At 71.9% G+C, this 15,794-nt stretch carries 17 protein-coding genes; 9 read left to right on the top strand and 8 right to left on the bottom strand.

Annotated features, from left to right (window positions below; all coding sequences use genetic code 11):
* Positions 1-21 precede the first annotated feature (21 nt).
* Positions 22-666, bottom strand: a complete 645-nt coding sequence (locus AB0F04_RS03650; protein ID WP_362037393.1) for an HNH endonuclease family protein — start codon at positions 664-666, stop codon at positions 22-24.
* A 392-nt stretch (positions 667-1,058) separates the two neighbouring features.
* Between AB0F04_RS03650 and AB0F04_RS03645 the strand changes: the two genes are divergently transcribed.
* Together AB0F04_RS03645 and AB0F04_RS03640 are read left to right on the top strand one after the other, a co-directional pair.
* Positions 1,059-1,640 carry a TMEM165/GDT1 family protein gene (locus tag AB0F04_RS03645; RefSeq protein WP_362037392.1) on the top strand — a complete coding sequence of 194 codons (582 nt, stop codon included), beginning with the start codon at positions 1,059-1,061 and terminating at the stop codon, positions 1,638-1,640.
* A 208-nt stretch (positions 1,641-1,848) separates the two neighbouring features.
* A complete protein-coding gene (locus AB0F04_RS03640; RefSeq protein WP_362037389.1) occupies positions 1,849-2,508 on the top strand; it encodes an HAD-IA family hydrolase in 660 nt (219 codons plus the stop codon).
* 28 nt (positions 2,509-2,536) lie between these two features.
* Here the strand turns inward: AB0F04_RS03640 and cpt are convergent, their stop codons facing one another.
* Both cpt and AB0F04_RS03630 read right to left on the bottom strand, forming a co-directional pair.
* Positions 2,537-3,091, bottom strand: a complete 555-nt coding sequence (gene cpt / locus AB0F04_RS03635) for a chloramphenicol phosphotransferase CPT (protein ID WP_362037387.1) — start codon at positions 3,089-3,091, stop codon at positions 2,537-2,539.
* 27 nt (positions 3,092-3,118) lie between these two features.
* Positions 3,119-4,306, bottom strand: coding sequence for a peptidoglycan-binding protein (locus tag AB0F04_RS03630; RefSeq protein ID WP_362037385.1), 1,188 nt, complete (start codon positions 4,304-4,306; stop codon positions 3,119-3,121).
* 159 nt (positions 4,307-4,465) lie between these two features.
* On the opposite strand from AB0F04_RS03630, the gene AB0F04_RS03625 reads away from it, so the two are divergent.
* Positions 4,466-6,517, top strand: a complete 2,052-nt coding sequence (locus AB0F04_RS03625) for an MFS transporter (protein WP_362038637.1) — start codon at positions 4,466-4,468, stop codon at positions 6,515-6,517.
* On the opposite strand, the gene AB0F04_RS03620 is transcribed toward AB0F04_RS03625, so the two are convergent.
* The gene (locus AB0F04_RS03620) at positions 6,484-7,020 is read right to left on the bottom strand and encodes a GNAT family N-acetyltransferase (RefSeq protein ID WP_362037383.1); all 537 of its coding nucleotides are present in this window, start codon (positions 7,018-7,020) and stop codon (positions 6,484-6,486) included. The two genes, AB0F04_RS03625 and AB0F04_RS03620, sit on opposite strands and share 34 nt — an antisense overlap.
* 160 nt (positions 7,021-7,180) lie before the next feature.
* Here AB0F04_RS03620 and AB0F04_RS03615 point away from each other — a divergent pair, with 160 nt between their 5' ends.
* Positions 7,181-7,876 (top strand): hypothetical protein, encoded by a 696-nt coding sequence (locus tag AB0F04_RS03615; RefSeq protein ID WP_362037380.1) that lies wholly within the window; start codon positions 7,181-7,183, stop codon positions 7,874-7,876.
* A 131-nt stretch (positions 7,877-8,007) separates the two neighbouring features.
* Entirely contained in the window at positions 8,008-8,616 is a 609-nt protein-coding gene (locus AB0F04_RS03610) for a hypothetical protein (protein WP_362038635.1), read from the top strand.
* A gap of 19 nt (positions 8,617-8,635) precedes the next feature.
* On the opposite strand, the gene AB0F04_RS03605 is transcribed toward AB0F04_RS03610, so the two are convergent.
* Positions 8,636-9,043, bottom strand: a complete 408-nt coding sequence (locus tag AB0F04_RS03605) for a DUF1992 domain-containing protein (RefSeq protein WP_362037378.1) — start codon at positions 9,041-9,043, stop codon at positions 8,636-8,638.
* Between the two features lie 96 nt (positions 9,044-9,139).
* Here AB0F04_RS03605 and AB0F04_RS03600 point away from each other — a divergent pair, with 96 nt between their 5' ends.
* Entirely contained in the window at positions 9,140-9,532 is a 393-nt protein-coding gene (locus AB0F04_RS03600; RefSeq protein ID WP_362037375.1) for a hypothetical protein, read from the top strand.
* 10 nt (positions 9,533-9,542) lie between these two features.
* Here AB0F04_RS03600 and AB0F04_RS03595 read toward each other — a convergent pair whose 3' ends face one another.
* Both AB0F04_RS03595 and proP read right to left on the bottom strand, forming a co-directional pair.
* Positions 9,543-10,214, bottom strand: a complete 672-nt coding sequence (locus tag AB0F04_RS03595) for an O-methyltransferase (RefSeq protein WP_362037373.1) — start codon at positions 10,212-10,214, stop codon at positions 9,543-9,545.
* Positions 10,215-10,303: 89 nt separating this feature from the next.
* The gene (gene proP, locus AB0F04_RS03590) at positions 10,304-11,653 is read right to left on the bottom strand and encodes a glycine betaine/L-proline transporter ProP (RefSeq protein ID WP_362037371.1); all 1,350 of its coding nucleotides are present in this window, start codon (positions 11,651-11,653) and stop codon (positions 10,304-10,306) included.
* A 381-nt stretch (positions 11,654-12,034) separates the two neighbouring features.
* On the opposite strand from proP, the gene AB0F04_RS03585 reads away from it, so the two are divergent.
* Together AB0F04_RS03585 and AB0F04_RS03580 are read left to right on the top strand one after the other, a co-directional pair.
* Complete coding sequence (locus tag AB0F04_RS03585) at positions 12,035-14,074, top strand: phosphatase PAP2 family protein (RefSeq protein ID WP_362037369.1); 2,040 nt, start codon at positions 12,035-12,037, stop codon at positions 14,072-14,074.
* 90 nt (positions 14,075-14,164) lie between these two features.
* Positions 14,165-14,587: a peptidoglycan-binding domain-containing protein gene (locus tag AB0F04_RS03580; protein WP_362037367.1), complete on the top strand. Its 423-nt coding sequence runs from the start codon at positions 14,165-14,167 to the stop codon at positions 14,585-14,587.
* On the opposite strand, the gene AB0F04_RS03575 is transcribed toward AB0F04_RS03580, so the two are convergent.
* Complete coding sequence (locus AB0F04_RS03575; RefSeq protein ID WP_362037365.1) at positions 14,584-14,979, bottom strand: ATP-binding protein; 396 nt, start codon at positions 14,977-14,979, stop codon at positions 14,584-14,586. The genes AB0F04_RS03580 and AB0F04_RS03575 overlap by 4 nt on opposite strands.
* Positions 14,980-15,070: 91 nt before the next feature.
* On the opposite strand from AB0F04_RS03575, the gene AB0F04_RS03570 reads away from it, so the two are divergent.
* On the top strand, positions 15,071-15,794 hold a 724-nt coding region (locus AB0F04_RS03570), incomplete at its 3' end, for a helix-turn-helix transcriptional regulator (RefSeq protein WP_362037364.1).

Below are 15,794 nucleotides of genomic sequence, written 5' to 3'. Positions count from 1 at the left end.
TCCCGGCACTACGTCAGCGTGTCAGCAGCTCGCGAGGTGGTTCTGCAGCGCGGACTTCTCGGCCGAGTCGACGGAGAGGCCGTAGTAGTACTTCACCTGCACCCAGGCGCGCACGTAGGTGCAGCGGTAGTCCGTCCGGGAGGGCATCCAGGTGGCCGGGTCCTGGTCGCCCTTGGCCTGGTTGACGTTGTCGGTGACCGCGATGAGCTGCGGGCGGGTGAGGTCGTTGGCGAACGCCTGGCGGCGGGACGTCGTCCAGGAGCCGGCGCCCGAGTCCCAGGCCTCGGCCAGCGGGACCAGGTGGTCGATGTCGACGTCGGAGGCGGCGGTCCAGGTGGCGCCGTCGTAGGGGGAGTACCAGCTGCCGCTGGTGGCGGCGCAGGAGGAGTCCTGCTGGACGTTGGTGCCGTCACGCTGGAGGACGACCTCGCGGGTGTTGCAGGTGCCGGACTGGGTGATCCAGTGCGGGAAGAGATCGCGGTTGTAGCCGGTGCGGTTCTCGGCGGCCACGGTGAGGGTGGCGAGGTAGGAGCGGGCCGTGGCGCCGCTGACCGGGGTGGGGAGGGCGGCGGAGGCCGTGGGGGCGTTGAAGAGGGCCACGGAGGATATGAGCGCGGTGGCCGCCGCGGCGACGCTCAGCCGTCGACGCGCGTAGAACCTGGGCATGCGAACTCCCTGGGGAGAAGGGGGTGCTGGCTTGCGAGCGAGGGAATGCTCGCGCTGCCGTGTGACGCGCAGATGTGCGTCCGGTGAGAAGTTAGTGACGCGGCCATGACATGACAAGATTCAAGGCGGAACTTTCCACTCCGAACGCGTCCCGTACCATGGGCGGCGCAGAAGGGGAGTAGCTCTTCGCCGGACCGTCGACATACTGCTCAGCCCGCCTGAGCCGGCGCCCGGAGGCCGGTCCTTTCCCGGACCTGCCAGCGAGACCTTCGGCAAAGCAGTGCACGCCCGTGCCGTCCCCCGGCGCGGGTACCGATGTGCTGCCGTGCCGAGGTGCCGCGTGCGAAGATCCAGCACTCTCGGTGGGGCGGCCCCGACCGATTGAGGAACCCTTGATCAGCCTGACCGTGACGGCCGTCGTCTTCGGCGTCGTCTTCCTCGCAGAACTGCCGGACAAGACCGCCCTCGCCGGCCTCGTCCTCGGCACCCGCTACCGCGCCTCCTACGTCTTCGCCGGTGTGGCCGCCGCCTTCGCGCTGCACGTCGCGCTCGCCGTCGCGGCCGGCAGTGTGCTGACCCTGCTGCCGCAGCAGATCGTGCAGGCCCTCACGGGCGTGCTCTTCCTGGGCGGGGCCGCGGTGCTGCTGCTGAAGAAGGGCGAGGAGGAGGAAGAGGTCCGCAAGCCGGAGAACCAGTCCTTCTGGAAGGTCTCGGGTGCCGGGTTCATGCTCATCCTGGTCGCCGAGTTCGGTGATCTCACGCAGATCATGACGGCGAACCTGGCCGCCCGCTACGACGACCCGCTCTCCGTCGGCCTGGGCGCGGTGCTGGCGCTGTGGGCGGTGGCCGGGATCGGCATCGTCGGCGGAAAGGCCCTGATGAAGAAGGTGCCGCTGCGGCTGATCACGCAGATCGCGGCGCTGGTGATGCTGGCGCTCGGGCTGTGGAGCCTGTGGGAGGCCGTGACCGGATGACCCGGGCGGGCCGAACAGGGCGTGAACGTCCGGTGGGGGCCCCTGGCGCAAGCCGGGCTTGTTTTGTACCGTGGAGGAACAAAGTGGCCTCCGCCCGTTTTCCCTGACCGGCGGGCGGGGCCGCCTTGTCCCCCGGGGCGGTGCCGGTCGCGATCCGCCGTCAGCCCCTCTCCCGCGCTGGAACGCGCCCCGAGCCCTGGAGCTGCCGATGACGGCCACCGCCGTGCTCACCGCCCGCGCCCTCCTGCTGGACATGGACGGCACCCTCGTCAACTCCGACGCCTCGGTCGAGCGCGTCTGGCGGCGCTGGGCCGGACGCCACGGGCTGGACGGGGACGAGGTCATGAAGGTCGTGCACGGCCGGCAGGGCTACGCCTCCATGGCGCTGCTGCTGCCCGAGCGGCCGATGGAGCAGAACCACGCCGACAACGCACGCATGCTCGCCGAGGAGACGGCCGACACCGACGGTGTCGTCGCGATCCCCGGGGCGCCGGAGTTCCTGGCCTCGCTGCGGGGGCTGCCGCACGCCCTGGTGACCTCCGCCGACGTGCCGCTCTCGACGGCGCGGATGGCCGCGGCCGGTCTGGACCTGCCCGATGTCCGGGTGACGGCGGAGTCCGTAGGGGCGAGCAAGCCCGACCCGGAAGGCTTCCTGAAGGGCGCCGCCGAGCTGGGGATCGCCCCCGCCGACTGTGTGGTGTTCGAGGACTCCGGAGCCGGGATAGCGGCCGGTCGCGCCGCCGGGATGACGGTGGTGGGCATCGGTCCCCGGGCCGCGGCCCACGAGCCGGACGTCGTGACCGAGGACCTCACGCGGGTGCGGGTGGAGGCCGTGGGCGACGGGACGATCCGCCTGCATATCGGCTGAGCCCCGGCTGCCCGTGTCACCGCCCGGCTCACCCGGAGGGAGAGGGCGAGCGCGTCACATGGGCCGCGATCACGCGGGCACACTCCAGGGACTCGGTGTGTGTCGTGTCCACCTCCAGGTCGTAGCTCATGCCCTCGTGCACCACACGGGCCTGTGACGCGGCCATGCCCCGCACCCGGTCACCCCGGGCGATCTCGCGCCCCGCGGCGACCGTGCTGTCGCACCGGACACCCACCCACAGCACGGTCAGACCGGTCAGGGCCCTCTCCCAGCGCTGCCGGGACGCCGGGCCACCGAGGAAGACGTCGTCGACGATGATCCCGGCGCCGGCGCGGGCCATGGCGGCGATGCCCTCGGTCCAGGCCGCGTCCAGAGCCCGGAACTCCGCGCCCACGCTGACGCCGCCGTCCGCCGTGAACGTGATCCCGCCGTCCGAGCCCCGCAGCCTCGCGGGCAGCGCGTCGACGAACGAGTCGACACCGAAGGCCAGCCACGGATCGGGCAGGACCTGTTGCAGGCACCGGACGATTCCGGACTTGCCCGAGCTCGAACCGCCGTTGAGAACGATCACCTGAGTAGTCACGGCGTCACGGTAGGACGCCCGGGCCGGTCACGGCTCGCGAGTTTCCGACTCCAGCTTGGCCCGGGTCTCCCGGTCGTAGACGCCGAGGTCGTCGCTCTGGATGCCGCGTGACCACTGGTAGGTGCGGACCGCTTCCTGGAGGCGGTCGTCGAAGGTGCCGTCGGAGTCGTCGTCGTAGAGGTACAACTGGCGCAGGCGGAGCTGTAGTTCGGTGACCTCCGGGCCGCGGTCGCCGAGGCGCAGGACGGTGGGGCCGGCCTGCTGGCGGGCGTTGTCCGGGGATGCCTGCTCGGCGCCGGTCGCCGCCGCGGACGGCTGTGAGGCCGACGGGGAGGGCGACTGCGACGGGCTCGCCGAGGCGCTCGGCGCGGACGGCGACGGCGAGGCGGACGGGCTCCCGCTCCGGGCCGGCGACGGCCGCGGCGCCGCCGGGGCCGGGGGAGCCGCCGGGGCGTCGCCCGCCGGGGGTGCGGACGCCGCACTGCTCGACGGGGCGTCCGGCACGCTCGCGCGGATGCCGTCCGGCAATGCGGTGTCCCGGGACGGGCTCTCGTACGAGAACAGCCCACTGGCGTACCCGGCCGCCGCGACGACGGCGACACAGGCACCGGCGGCGGCGAGCAGCAGGGTGCGCCGCCGCCCCGGCCTCCGCGCACCGCTGTCCGCCCGCGCGGTTCCCTCGAACAGGCGCAGGTCGGTGACGCTCGGCTCGGCCGCGGCGGGAGCCGGGGGCGTCGGGCCCATCGAGACGGTGGCGGCCGGAAGCACGGCGGTCGCGTCCGGGGCGACCGGGCGCATGGGCATCGTGGCGTCGGTGGGGGAGGGCGGCGGAGCGGCACCACCGGCGGGCGTCGCGGTGCCGTGCGCGTCGGTGGAGTCCGGGGTTTCCGGACGCATGGGCATCGTGGCGTCGGTGGGGGAGGGCGGCGGAGCGGCACCACCGGCGGGCGTCGCGGTGCCGTGCGCGTCGGTGGAGTCCGGGGTGTCCGCGCCCGCGTCGCCCGGGGAGACCGCGGGCGGCGTCGGGGTCGTGGAGTCGATCTCCACGTACGGGCGGATCCGCAGCGGGTCGAAGTCCTCCGCTGCCGCAGCCTCGGCCGTGCGGGCGTCGCGCAGGGCCTCGGCGGCTCGGTGGGTGCAGGCGCAGGCGGGGGTGTTGTCCCGCTGTCTGGGTGCGCCGCACTCCGGGCACGGGTGGCCGTTCGGCGGTTCCACGCGTTCCTCCCTCCCCTCGCGAACTCCAGAGATTATCCAGAACTTCTCCACAGCGCGGCCCAGCAGCCCCCGGAAGCACGGCTTCCGAAAGGGCCCGGCAGGCCATAACGGGCCACAGCGGTCACGATGGAGAACATCACGGGAGACGCGGGAGGACGGATGGCCGAGGACGGGAACGCCACCACGCTGACGCCCCCGGGCACGGCCCTGCGGGAGCAGGTGCCCGGGAACGTCCTGGTCTCCATCGGCGCCCTGCTCCTCGGCCTGCTGCTCGCCGCCCTCGACCAGACCATCGTGGCGACCGCGCTGCCCACGATCGTCAGCGATCTCGGCGGGCTGGACCACCTGTCCTGGGTGGTCACCGCGTATCTGCTGGCCGCGACCGCCGCCACCCCCCTGTGGGGCAAGCTCGGCGACCAGTACGGGCGCAAGAGGCTCTTCCAGACGGCGATCGTGATCTTCCTCGTCGGATCCGCGCTGTGCGGGGCCGCGCAGGACATGGGCCAGCTGATCGCGTTCCGCGCCCTGCAGGGGCTGGGCGGCGGCGGGCTGATCGTGCTGTCGATGGCGATCGTCGGCGACCTGGTGCCCCCTCGGGAACGCGGCCGCTACCAGGGGCTGTTCGGTGCCGTCTTCGGCGCGACCAGCGTGCTCGGACCGCTGCTCGGCGGCCTGTTCACCCAGCATCTGAGCTGGCGCTGGGTGTTCTACGTCAATCTGCCCGTCGGCGTCGTGGCGCTCGCCGTGATCGCGGCCGTCCTGCACATCCCGCGCCGGGCGCAGCGGCACGTCATCGACTACCTCGGCACCTTCCTCATCGCCGCCGTCGCCACCTGCCTGGTGCTGGTCGCCTCACTCGGCGGGACGACCTGGGCATGGGGCTCCTGGCAGATCGTCGGCCTCGCCGTGCTGGGCGCCGTCCTCGCCGTCGCCTTCGTGGCGGTCGAGCGGCGGGCCGCCGAACCCGTCCTGCCGCTCAAGCTGTTCCGCGTGCGCACCTTCACGCTCGCCGCCGTGATCAGCTTCGTCGTCGGGTTCGCCATGTTCGGCGCCATGACCTATCTGCCGACCTTCCTCCAGGTCGTGCAGGGCATCAGCCCGACCATGTCGGGCGTGCACATGCTGCCGATGGTGCTGGGCCTGCTGCTGGCCTCGACCGCCTCCGGGCAGATCGTCAGCCGGACCGGCCGCTGGAAGGTGTTCCCGATCGCCGGCACCGGCATCACCACGCTCGGGCTGCTCCTGCTCCACCAGCTCGACGAGCACAGCTCCACCGCCGAGCTGAGCGGTTACTTCTTCGTCTTCGGGCTCGGACTCGGCCTGGTGATGCAGGTCCTCGTGCTCATCGTGCAGAACGCCGTCCCCTACGCGGACCTGGGCGTGGCCACCTCCGGCGCGACCTTCTTCCGCTCCATCGGCGCCTCCTTCGGCGTCGCCGTCTTCGGCACCGTCTTCGCGGGCCGGCTCGGCGAGCAGCTCACCGACGCCTTCCGGGGCGCCCGGCTGCCGCCCGGCACCTCCGTCGACACGCTGGAGGCCGACCCGCGCGGCATCGCGGCCCTGCCGTCCGGCCTGCGCCCGCCGGCCCTGCACGCCTACGCCGTCTCCATCACGGACGTCTTCCTGTACGCCGCCCCCGTCGCGCTCCTCGGCTTCGTGCTGGCCTGGTTCCTGAAGGAGGACCGGCTGCGCGGCTCGGTGACCGCACCCGACGCCAGCGAGACCCTGGCCAGCAACCCCGTCGAGCGGTCCTCGTACGACGAGGTGTGCCGGGCGCTGTCGGTGCTCGGCACCCGCGCGGGGCGGCGCGAGATCTACCGGCGGATCACCGCCCGGGCGGGCTACGACCTGCTGCCCGCGACGAGCTGGCTGCTGCTGCGGATGCGGCGGTACGGCTCCGTGGAGCCGGGCGTGCTGGCCGACACCATGCCCGTGCCCCTGACCGTGATCATGGAGGCGGCCCGGCAGGCCGAGGAACGCCGCCTCGCCGTGCGCCGGGGCGTCGACATGACTCTGACCGCCAAGGGACGCGAGGTCGCCGGCCGGCTGGCCGAGGCCCGCGAGGAGTCCCTCGCCGAGCTGCTCGGCGACTGGTGGGGGCCGGACCGGCCGGCCGACCTGGAACAGCTCGTGCGGGAGCTCAACAGCGAACTGTGCGGATCGCGTCGCGAGCGCCCCTACCGGGTGGGCCCCTCGCAGGAGCCGGTCTGAGTCCGGGTCAGTTCCTTTCTGAACCAGTGCTCCGCGTACCGGTCGTCGTTGTGCGGGCCGGTCTCCGTGTAGCCGAGGCGGGCGTAGAGGCCGCGGGCCTCGACGAGGTCGCCGCGGGTGTCGAGGATCATCCGGGTGGCGCCGAGCGCGCGTGCGGCGTCCTCGGCGGCCCGGACCAGGAGCGCGGCGCCGCCCCGGCCGCGCATCGCCTCGTACAGGAACACCCGCGTGAGTTCGGCGGTCGCGCCGTCCAACAGCCGTACGCCCGCGCTGCCGGCCGGCTCACCGCCGTACCGGGCGACGAGCAACCGGCCGTCGGGCGGCGCGAGATCGGCACCCGGCTGGGCGGCGATCTCCCGTTCCAGCTCGGCCGGATCGGTCCGCCGCCCCTCGTGCAGCAGATACCAGCGGTCACTGACCTCGGTGTAGTACGCCCGCCACAGGGCGGCGGCGACCGGGGAGTCGTACGGTTCCGGCGTCACGGTCCACATCACGGACCGCATTCTCCGCAGCCACCCCATCGGACACGCAACCGAATAATTTCGGCCACGTGTTGGGCCCCGCGTGCGCCCGGGGGCCGTTTGGACACGGGCTTTCGGGACACCCGACGGGCGAACCGGCTCGCGAGGAGAGCCGGTTGGGCCGAGAACCCGGAAGGCATTCATGTCCACTGGCCTGATCATTGCTCTGATCGTGATCGCGGCGGTCGTCATCATCGCGGCCGTCATGACTCTGCGCGCCCGAGGGCCTCGGCGGGGCCCGAGCCTGAAGCGGCGCTTCGGACCCGAGTACGACCGGGCCGTCGCCCGGCACGACGGCGACGCCAAAGCGGCCGAGCGTGAACTGACCGAGCGCGTGGAGCGCCACGGCGGTCTGCGTGAGCGGTCGCTGGAGCCGGCGCAGCGCGAGCAGTTCGAGGCGCGCTGGACGGCCGCCCAGGAGCGGTTCGTCGACTCGCCGCGCGAGGCCGTCGCCGAGGCGGACCGGCTGCTCGCCGAGCTCGCCGGTGCCCGGGGCTTCCCGGGCGGCGGGCAGTACGAGGAACAGCTGGCCGCGCTGTCGGTGCACCACGCCCACCACGTCGACGGTTACCGGCGCGTGCACCGCGCGGCGCACCTGCGCGCGGAGGACGCCCGTGACGGCGGCCAGGGCACGGAAGACATGCGTGAGGCCTTTGTCGCGGCCCGCGCCCTGTTCGAGGAGCTGGTGAAGCCGGCCCGCCACGACGGCGGCGGCCACACCGGCGGACGGCACGACAGCGGCCGTGAGCGCGCCGCTGTGAACGGCGGCCGCAAGGCCCCGGCCCGCGGCGGACATCTGCCGTGGGCGATGAACCGACGTCAGGCGAAGGAGAGTTGAGCGCAATGGCCGACATGACCCGACCGCCCGGCGACCAGACGCCGGATGCCCCGGACGCCCGCGGCGAGAGCGCGCTGGGCACCGGCCGCCGCACGACCGCACCGGACACGGGCGGCCGTCACGAGAGTGCCCTGAGCCCGGAACAGCCCCGCGGCACCGGCCACGGCCTCGGAACCGACCGCGGCGCCACCCCCGGGCCCGACACCGACCGCGGCGTTTCGCACGGCACCGACGCGGACCGCGCCGCGACGCACGGCACCGACGCGGACCGCGCCGCGACGCACGGCACCGATGTGCCCGGCACGGACCGGCGCGCGGACCGGCCCGGCGTGGGCCGGCGTGACGAGGACCGGGGTGACGCGGACCGGCTGGGGTCCGGAGCGCTCCGCGGCGACCACGGCACCGGCCACGGCACCGGCCACGACAAGGCCGGCTCCGCCAAGAACCGGGCCCACCTCCTCGCCCACGAGGAGTGCGACAAGCTCGGCGCGCAGCTGCAGCACGCCGTCGCCGGGTTCGTCGACGGGCCCCGGGCCGCCGTCGAGGAGGCCGACCACGTGCTGGAGGAGATCGCGGCCCGCTTCACCGAGGCCGTGACGCAGCGCCGCCGCACCCTGCGCCACTCCTGGCAGTCCGTGGAGGGCGGCGAGAGCAGGTCCGTGTCGTCGGCCGACACCGAGCAGCTCCGTCTGGCCCTGAAGGACTACCGCGAGCTGGCCGAACGGCTGCTGCACGTGTGAGCCGGGGGAGATCCCCCGGTCAGCGATCCGCCCGGCGCTCCCGCCACTGCCGTACGACGTCCTCGACGTCGTACGGCTTCTTTCCCAGCGGGGGGCCGGGCGGCGGCTTGAACATCATCTCGCGGATCTTGACGTTGACCTCGTCGATGATCTTCCGGACGATCCGCTCCGAGGGGGCCGCGAGCGCGGCCTGGAGCGCGTCCTCCGCCTCCTTGCGCAGGGCCAGCGCCGGCGGGAGGACGGAGAAGCCCTCGCGGGCCATCTTCCGTTTGACCCACCACAGTTCGTCGTAGGTGCTCTCGACGTCTGAGGGGAGCGGTGCGCCCGCGCCCGGCAGCCGGTCGAACTCCCCGCGTGCCTCCGCGTCACGGATCTGCTGGTCGACCCAGGACTCGAAGCCGACGCCCGGTGGCTTTCGCTCGGTCATGAGGCCATTGTGCCGGACACCGCGCAGCCGGGCGTTTTATCATGCGGCGGGCCAAGAACCTGGCAGACCCACCAGGACGTCTCAGGAGGAGCGCACGTGCTCGAACTCACCATGGCCACCGTCGCGGAGGCGGAGGCCGGTGCCACGGCCGGCATGCTCATGGCCGAAGCGCCCAGCGAGCCGGGCGCGGTGCTGCGGGTGGGCCGCGACAAGTCCGTGTGCCGGCTGAGCACGCCGGACGACTGGCTGTTCGTCTCCCGCGTCCACCTGGAGTTCCTGTGCGGGCCGGAGGGCACCTGGCAGGTCAGCTGGCTGCGCGGCTCCCAGCCCGACCCGTCCTCCGAAGTGCGGCTGGTGACGGGGGCGTACGCCCAGCCCCTGACGTACGGCGGGACCGTCCCGCTGCCCAGAGGCGGCAGCGGCGAGATCATCGTCCAGGACCGCACCGCCCCGCGCAGCGTCAACGTGGGCTTCTACCACGAGGTGTGACGGCGGCGCCTCACGCCAGTACACGGGCCAGCGCGAACCCGTCGTAGCCCTTCATCCCCACCGTCTGGATCGCCGTGCCGCTCAGCCTCGGGTGGGCGGCGATCAGCTCGATCGCGCTGCGGGTGCCCGTCACGTCCGGGGCGGTGCTGTCCGCGTCGACGACCCGGCCGCCCCGTACGACGTTGTCGAGGACGATCAGGCTGCCCGTACTGGTGAGCCTGATGGCCCACTCCACGTAGTGCGGGGTGTTGACCTTGTCGGCGTCGATGAAGACCAGGTCGAACGGGGGCGGGTTCTCGTCGGCCAGCTTGGGCAGCGACTCCAGGGCCGGGCCCACCCGCACCTCGACCAGCTTGTCCAGACCGGCGCGGGCGATGTTGCGGACGGCGACCTCGGCGTGCCGGGGGTCGTACTCCAGCGAGACCAGCCGTCCGTCGGAGGGCAGGGCGCGGCCCAGCCAGATGGTGCTGTAGCCGCCGAGCGTGCCGATCTCCAGGATGTGGCGGGCGCCCTGGATCTGGGCGAGGAGCTGGAGGAGCTTGCCCTGGTTCCCGGCGACGTTGATGTGCGGAAGCCCGGCGGCGTCGCTGTCGCGCAGGGCGGCCGCCAGGGCTTCGTCGTCCGGGGCGAGGTGGGCGGTGAAGTAGGCGTCGACCTCGTCCCAGACGTGCGACTCGCTCATGCGCCTCAACCTTTCGTCAGCATAGTTAGCATCCCTAACTACTGGCGCTGACGAAGATAGTTGGTGCGCGGGTCGCTGTCAGCGGGATCTCACTCGGCGTGTCGGCCCGCCACCGAGGGCGCCGAACCCGGCAGGGGACGCCCCGCCGACTCCGCCATGCGCCACACCGCGAAACCACCGATCACGGCAGCGGCCATCATGTAGTACGCGGGCATCATCATGTTCCCGGTCGCACCGATCAGGGCCGTGACCACGAGCGGGGTGGTCCCGCCGAACAGGGACACCGAGACGTTGAAGCCGATCGACAGCGAGCCGTAGCGGACCTTCGTCGGGAACAGCGCCGGCAGCGCGGAGGGCATCGCCGCCGTGAAGCAGACCAGCAGCATGCCGAGGGCGCCCATGCCGAGCGAGACGGCGAGCAGGCTGCCCTGGCGGATCAGCAGCAGGGCCGGGACGGACAGCAGCAGGAAGCCGGCACAGCCGGTGGCGATCACCGGGCGGCGGCCGACCCGGTCGGTCAGCGCGCCGACGAACGGCTGGGCGATCATCATCACGGCCATCACGCCGAGGACGACCAGCAGGCCGTGCGTCTCGTCGTAGTGGAGCTGACCGGTCAGGTAGCTGGGCATGTACGACAGCAGCATGTAGTCGGTGACGTTGAAGACCAGCACCAGGCCGACGCAGAGCAGCAGCGCGCGCCACTGGCCGGTGACCATCTCGCGCAGCGGGGTCTTCGGCCGGTTGTTCTCGGCCTTCTCCGCCTCGGCCGCGAACGCCGGGGTCTCCTCCAGGCGCAGCCGGAGGTAGAGGCCGATGATGCCCATCGGGCCCGCGACCAGGAACGGGATGCGCCAGCCCCAGGAGGTCAGGTCGTCGGCGGAGAGCAGGGCGGTCATGATCGTGACCAGGCCGGCGCCGGCGATGTAGCCGGCGAGCGTGCCGAACTCCAGCCAGCTGCCGAGGAAGCCGCGCCGCTTGTCGGGGGCGTACTCGGCGATGAACGTGGAGGCACCCGCGTACTCGCCGCCGGTGGAGAAGCCCTGCACGAGCCGGGCGACCAGGAGCAGGATCGGTGCGCCGACACCGATCGTCGCGTACGACGGGATCAGACCGATCGCGAAGGTGCCCGCCGCCATCATGATCATGGTGAGGGCGAGGACCTTCTGGCGGCCCACGCGGTCGCCGAGCGGGCCGAAGACCATGCCGCCGAGGGGGCGGACCAGGAAGGCCGCGGCGAAGGCGCCGAACGTGGAGAGCAACTGGGCGGTGGGATTGCCCGAGGGGAAGAAGACCTTGCCCAGCGTGACGGCGATGTAGCTGTAGACGCCGAAGTCGAACCACTCCATCGCGTTGCCCAGCGCGGCCGCCTTCACGGCGCGCTTGACGAGCGCGGGGTCGGTGACGGTGGGGTCGGGGGTCTTCGCTTTGCTGGTCTTCACGAGGGAAGCGGGGGTGACGACTGAGGCAGTCGACAAGGCTCGCTCGCCTACCTTTCGACGGGGACAAGGACGCGGTCCCGCGCGGCGGCGCTGTCGTACGGGCCGAATGAGCGACGATAGGCGGATTTGCTCCGCTCACGGGCGGTACGGAAGTCGTTGCACACTGCACGTAAACCGGCGCTGTGCAGGTTCTTCTGCCCTCTCCCCGGCGGTTCCCACCCGATCTTCATGTGATCCTTCTCGCTTCCGCGTGTGCAGTCGCCAATGGTCCGTGATGGCCCGCGCCTTCCTTTCCGGGGTCGCGTGATCCCCCTAGGGTTCGCAGAAGAATCCACGCATTCTGGATATGTGGGACGAACTGCTGCGGAAGGCCGATGAGACGTGGCGAAGGCGGATCACGGCGGACGACCGGCGGAAGGGTTCGGAGCGACGGCCGTCGACGGGGTCCGCACACGCCTGCGCGCCACCCGCCTCGTGCTGTGGCTGATCGCCGCCGTCCTCGCCGCCCGGCAGGTGGCCGCCGTCCTGGCCACCCCGCGCGGGGAGCGGCTGACGGACCTGGAGACCTGGGTCGGGCCCGACGGTGTGCTCCATGTGAACGGCTCGCTGTACGACTCCACCCGCTTCACGGGCACGCCCTTCTCGGGCCTCGCCCTCAAGCCCCTCACCCGTTCGGCCGAACAGACCCTCGGCTGGGGCTGGACCTTCGGCACGCTCCTGCTCGTCGTCGCCCTCGGCCTGACCGCCGCCCGCGCCCTGCCCCAGCCGGTCGGACGCCGCACGGCACTGCTGGCCGCGCCGGTCGCCGTCAGCCTGCTCATGGTGTCCCTGCCCGTCCGCGACACCCTGTCGCTCGGCCAGACCAGCATCATCCCGGTCCTGCTCGTCCTGCTCGGCTGCTTCACCGTCCGCGGCCAGCCCGTCAGCGGCCTGCTCATCGGCGTCGCCGCGGCGCTCCAGCCCACCCTGCTGCTGTTCACACCCCTGCTGTGGTGCACCGGCCGCAGACGCGCCGCGCTCGCCACCGGCGTCACCTTCGCCGCCTGCACCGGCCTCGCCTGGGCGGCGATGCCGCACGACTCCTCCCAGTACTGGGTCCACCACCTCGCGGGCGCCGGCCTCGGCGGCCGGGCCGACGACCTCGCCAACCAGTCCCTGCACGGCGCCCTGCTCCGGCTCGGACTGGACGGCCCCGCGGAGATCGCGCTCTTCCTGTCGCTCGGCGCGGCCGTCACCGTGCTGGCCCTGCGCCGCGCCGTGCGCTGCTTCAGCGACGGCCGTGCGCTGCTCGCCGTCGCGATCACCGGCTGTGCCGCGATCGTCGTCTCGCCCACGGCCTGGCAGCACCAGCTGCTGTGGGTGCTGCTCACGGTCGTCGGCCGGGTCGGCACGCGCGCGTCGGACCGGTACGTGTGGCCGGTCGCCGTCGTCCTGGTCATGACCCTGCCGGCCCGGATGCTGCTGCCGGACATGGCGTTCCTGCGGCCGCTGCGGGACAACGTCGTCCTGCTGGCCGCCCTCGCCGCCGCCACCGCTGTGCCGTTCCTGTCCCGCTCCTCGCCGTACTACCGGGCACCGCTGCCGGTCGCGTACGCGCCCGCCACCCCGGCCCGCTTCCGGCACGTGCCGCTGCTGCCGTTCCTGCGCCGTGTCCTCAGCCGGCCCAACCTCCTGCTCGAACTGCTCCTCCTGCGCGTCACCTACGCCGCCTATTCCAAGGTCCGCCTCGCCGCCACCGGCGGCAGCAACTCGGCGGGGCGCGCCGAGGCCGAGGAGCACGGCATGCAGATCTACGACCTGGAGCGCATGCTGCGGCTGGACATCGAGCGCTGGGTCAACCACACCGTCGTCGGGATCGGCTGGCTGCGGGAGTTCCTCGACCAGTACTACACGTCGTTCCACTTCGTGGTGCCGCTCGCGGTCCTCGCGGTCCTCTACCTGCGCCGCCCCGGCGACTACCGCTGGGCCCGCTCCGCCCTCGGCTTCGCCACCCTGCTCGCCCTGGTCGGCTTCTGGCTCTACCCCCTGGCCCCGCCCCGTCTGATGCCGACGCTCGGCTTCATCGACACGGTGCACGGCACCCAGGACTTCTCGAAGCCCGACTACGGCACGCTCACCCACCTGACCAACCAGTACGCGGCCATGCCGTCCCTGCACTTCGGCTGGTCGCTGTGGTGCGGCCTCGTGATCGCCGTCCTGTCGTCACGGTGGTGGGTGAAGGCACTGGGCGCGCTGCATCCGCTGCTCACCGGGGTGTCGATCGTGGCGACCGGCAACCACTGGGTGCTGGACGCGGCGGGGGGAGCGGTGGTGGTCGCGGTGGGGTTCGCGCTCACGTATCTGCTGTCCGGCCCCCGGGCCGCCACCGCCGCGGCGGCCGAGCGGGAACGCACATCGGCCCGAACAGCCGTACCGCAATGACAAGTTGACGGTGCAACCTGCCCAAGATGCAACCCTGATGAGGGCCGCGCACGATGAGAGGGAAGAGCACCCTTTCTGGAGGTGATCGGGATGCGACGTGTTCTCACCGCCGTGGCGGCGCTGGCCCTTCCCCTTTCCCTCGCGGCAGCACCGGCTGTGGCGTCATCACAGGGAACCTCGACGGCCGTGGTCAAACAGGCCCAGAACGCGGACAAGTTGAATCGTCCAACAGTCCTCGTGACCCAAGGGCCGCGCGACATCTGCGACTTCACCGACAGCCGGCCGGGCCTTCGGCTGGGATCGTCGGGGGCTGCGGTCCAGCAAGCCCAGTGCTATCTGAACCAGGCGATCGGCGCGGGCCTGGACGAGGACGGAGACTTCGGCCGCGTCACGCAAGCCGCGACCAGGGCCTTCCAGCAGTGTGCCGGCATCGTCGTGGACGGTCGCATCGGGGCGCAGACCTGGTCGTTCCTCTCCTTCTGGGCCAACGCGCCGGGTGCACCCTTCTGTTAGCGGGGCCCGCATTCGAACCACACGGTCTTCCCGCCCCCCGACCACAGCGACACGCCCCACTTGTCGGCCATCGCGTCCAGCAGGAGCAGCCCCCGGCCGTTCTCGGACTCCTCGTCCAACGTGTCCGGGCTGCGGGGCAGTTCATCGCTGCCGTCCGTGACCTCCACCCGTACGCCCGTGCGCTGCCGCAGCAACAGCAGCGCGCAGCGGCGGTCCGGGACGTGCCGTACGACGTTGGCGAGCAGCTCGGTCACCCCCAGCTCCACGGCGTCGGACAGCTCGGGCATGCGCCACTCGTCCAGGAAGGAGCGGACGATACGGCGGATGTGCCGGGGGGCGTGTTCACCGACGGTGAGGCGCATCGAGTACTGGGCGGGAAAGTATTCGTTCACGGGACGAGGCTGACGTGTGGTGACTACTCTCGGCAACGGAACGGATACAACCCGTCCCGTGGTGGGCGGGGTTGCGTGAGAGGGGCTCTGCGTGACCAACATCAACGCCCTCGACCCGGGTGCGTCCCCGCTGGACTACTACGGCTATGAGCTACGGCGGCACAGGGAGGCCGCCGGGCTGACGCAGCGGCAGCTGGGAGACATCCTCAACTACACCGGCTCCCTGGTGGGCCAGATCGAGACGGCTCGCAAGGTTCCGACGCCGGAGTTCAGTGAACGGGCGGATGCGGCGCTGGGGACGGACGGCATGTTCTCCCGGCTCGTGGAACTGGTGCTGCGAAGTCGGCTTCCGGCCTGGTTCCAGCAGGTGGCGGAGTTGGAGATGCAGGCCATGGAGGTCTGCTCCTTCCAGACGCACATGGTCCTCGGGCTGCTTCAGACCCCGGGGTACGCGCGGGCTGTGCTCGGTGCGCTCCACAAGAGGGACCTCGAGGACCGTACGGCGGTTCGCCTCGCTCGGCAGCGCGTCTTCAAGAAGGGGGACCCGCCGGTCTTCTGGGCGGTCCTCAGCGAGGCCGCGTTGCATTTGGAGATCGGTGGCCGGGAGGTGATGCGGGGGCAACTCGCGCACTTGTTGTCCTTCGAGAGCAACCCTCGGATCAACATTCAGGTGCTGCCTTTCTCAGCTGGTGCGCACGCGGGACTGCAAGGCTCGTTCGACGTCTACCGCTTCTCCAGTGACCCCACCATCGTCTACACGGAGGGGTACGACAGCGGGCATCCGACCGCCAACCCGCACACGGTCACGGAGTGTT

It is taken from the genome of Streptomyces sp. NPDC029041, assembly GCF_040637515.1.
Classification (GTDB): domain Bacteria; phylum Actinomycetota; class Actinomycetes; order Streptomycetales; family Streptomycetaceae; genus Streptomyces.
The sequence above is the reverse complement of the archived record's forward strand: the minus strand, read 5'-3'. Positions and strand labels throughout refer to the sequence as shown.

Bases quoted from the DNA above. Each gene is read 5' to 3' on its own strand.
- AB0F04_RS03605 (WP_362037378.1), bottom strand. From the start codon at position 9,043: ATGACCGAGCGAAAGCCACCGGGCGTCGGCTTCGAGTCCTGGGTCGAC.
- AB0F04_RS03625 (WP_362038637.1), top strand. From the start codon at position 4,466: ATGGCCGAGGACGGGAACGCCACCACGCTGACGCCCCCGGGCACGGCC.
- AB0F04_RS03620 (WP_362037383.1), bottom strand. From the start codon at position 7,020: ATGCGGTCCGTGATGTGGACCGTGACGCCGGAACCGTACGACTCCCCG.
- AB0F04_RS03580 (WP_362037367.1), top strand. From the start codon at position 14,165: ATGCGACGTGTTCTCACCGCCGTGGCGGCGCTGGCCCTTCCCCTTTCC.
- AB0F04_RS03595 (WP_362037373.1), bottom strand. From the start codon at position 10,214: ATGAGCGAGTCGCACGTCTGGGACGAGGTCGACGCCTACTTCACCGCC.
- AB0F04_RS03650 (WP_362037393.1), bottom strand. From the start codon at position 666: ATGCCCAGGTTCTACGCGCGTCGACGGCTGAGCGTCGCCGCGGCGGCC.
- AB0F04_RS03615 (WP_362037380.1), top strand. From the start codon at position 7,181: ATGTCCACTGGCCTGATCATTGCTCTGATCGTGATCGCGGCGGTCGTC.
- AB0F04_RS03640 (WP_362037389.1), top strand. From the start codon at position 1,849: ATGACGGCCACCGCCGTGCTCACCGCCCGCGCCCTCCTGCTGGACATG.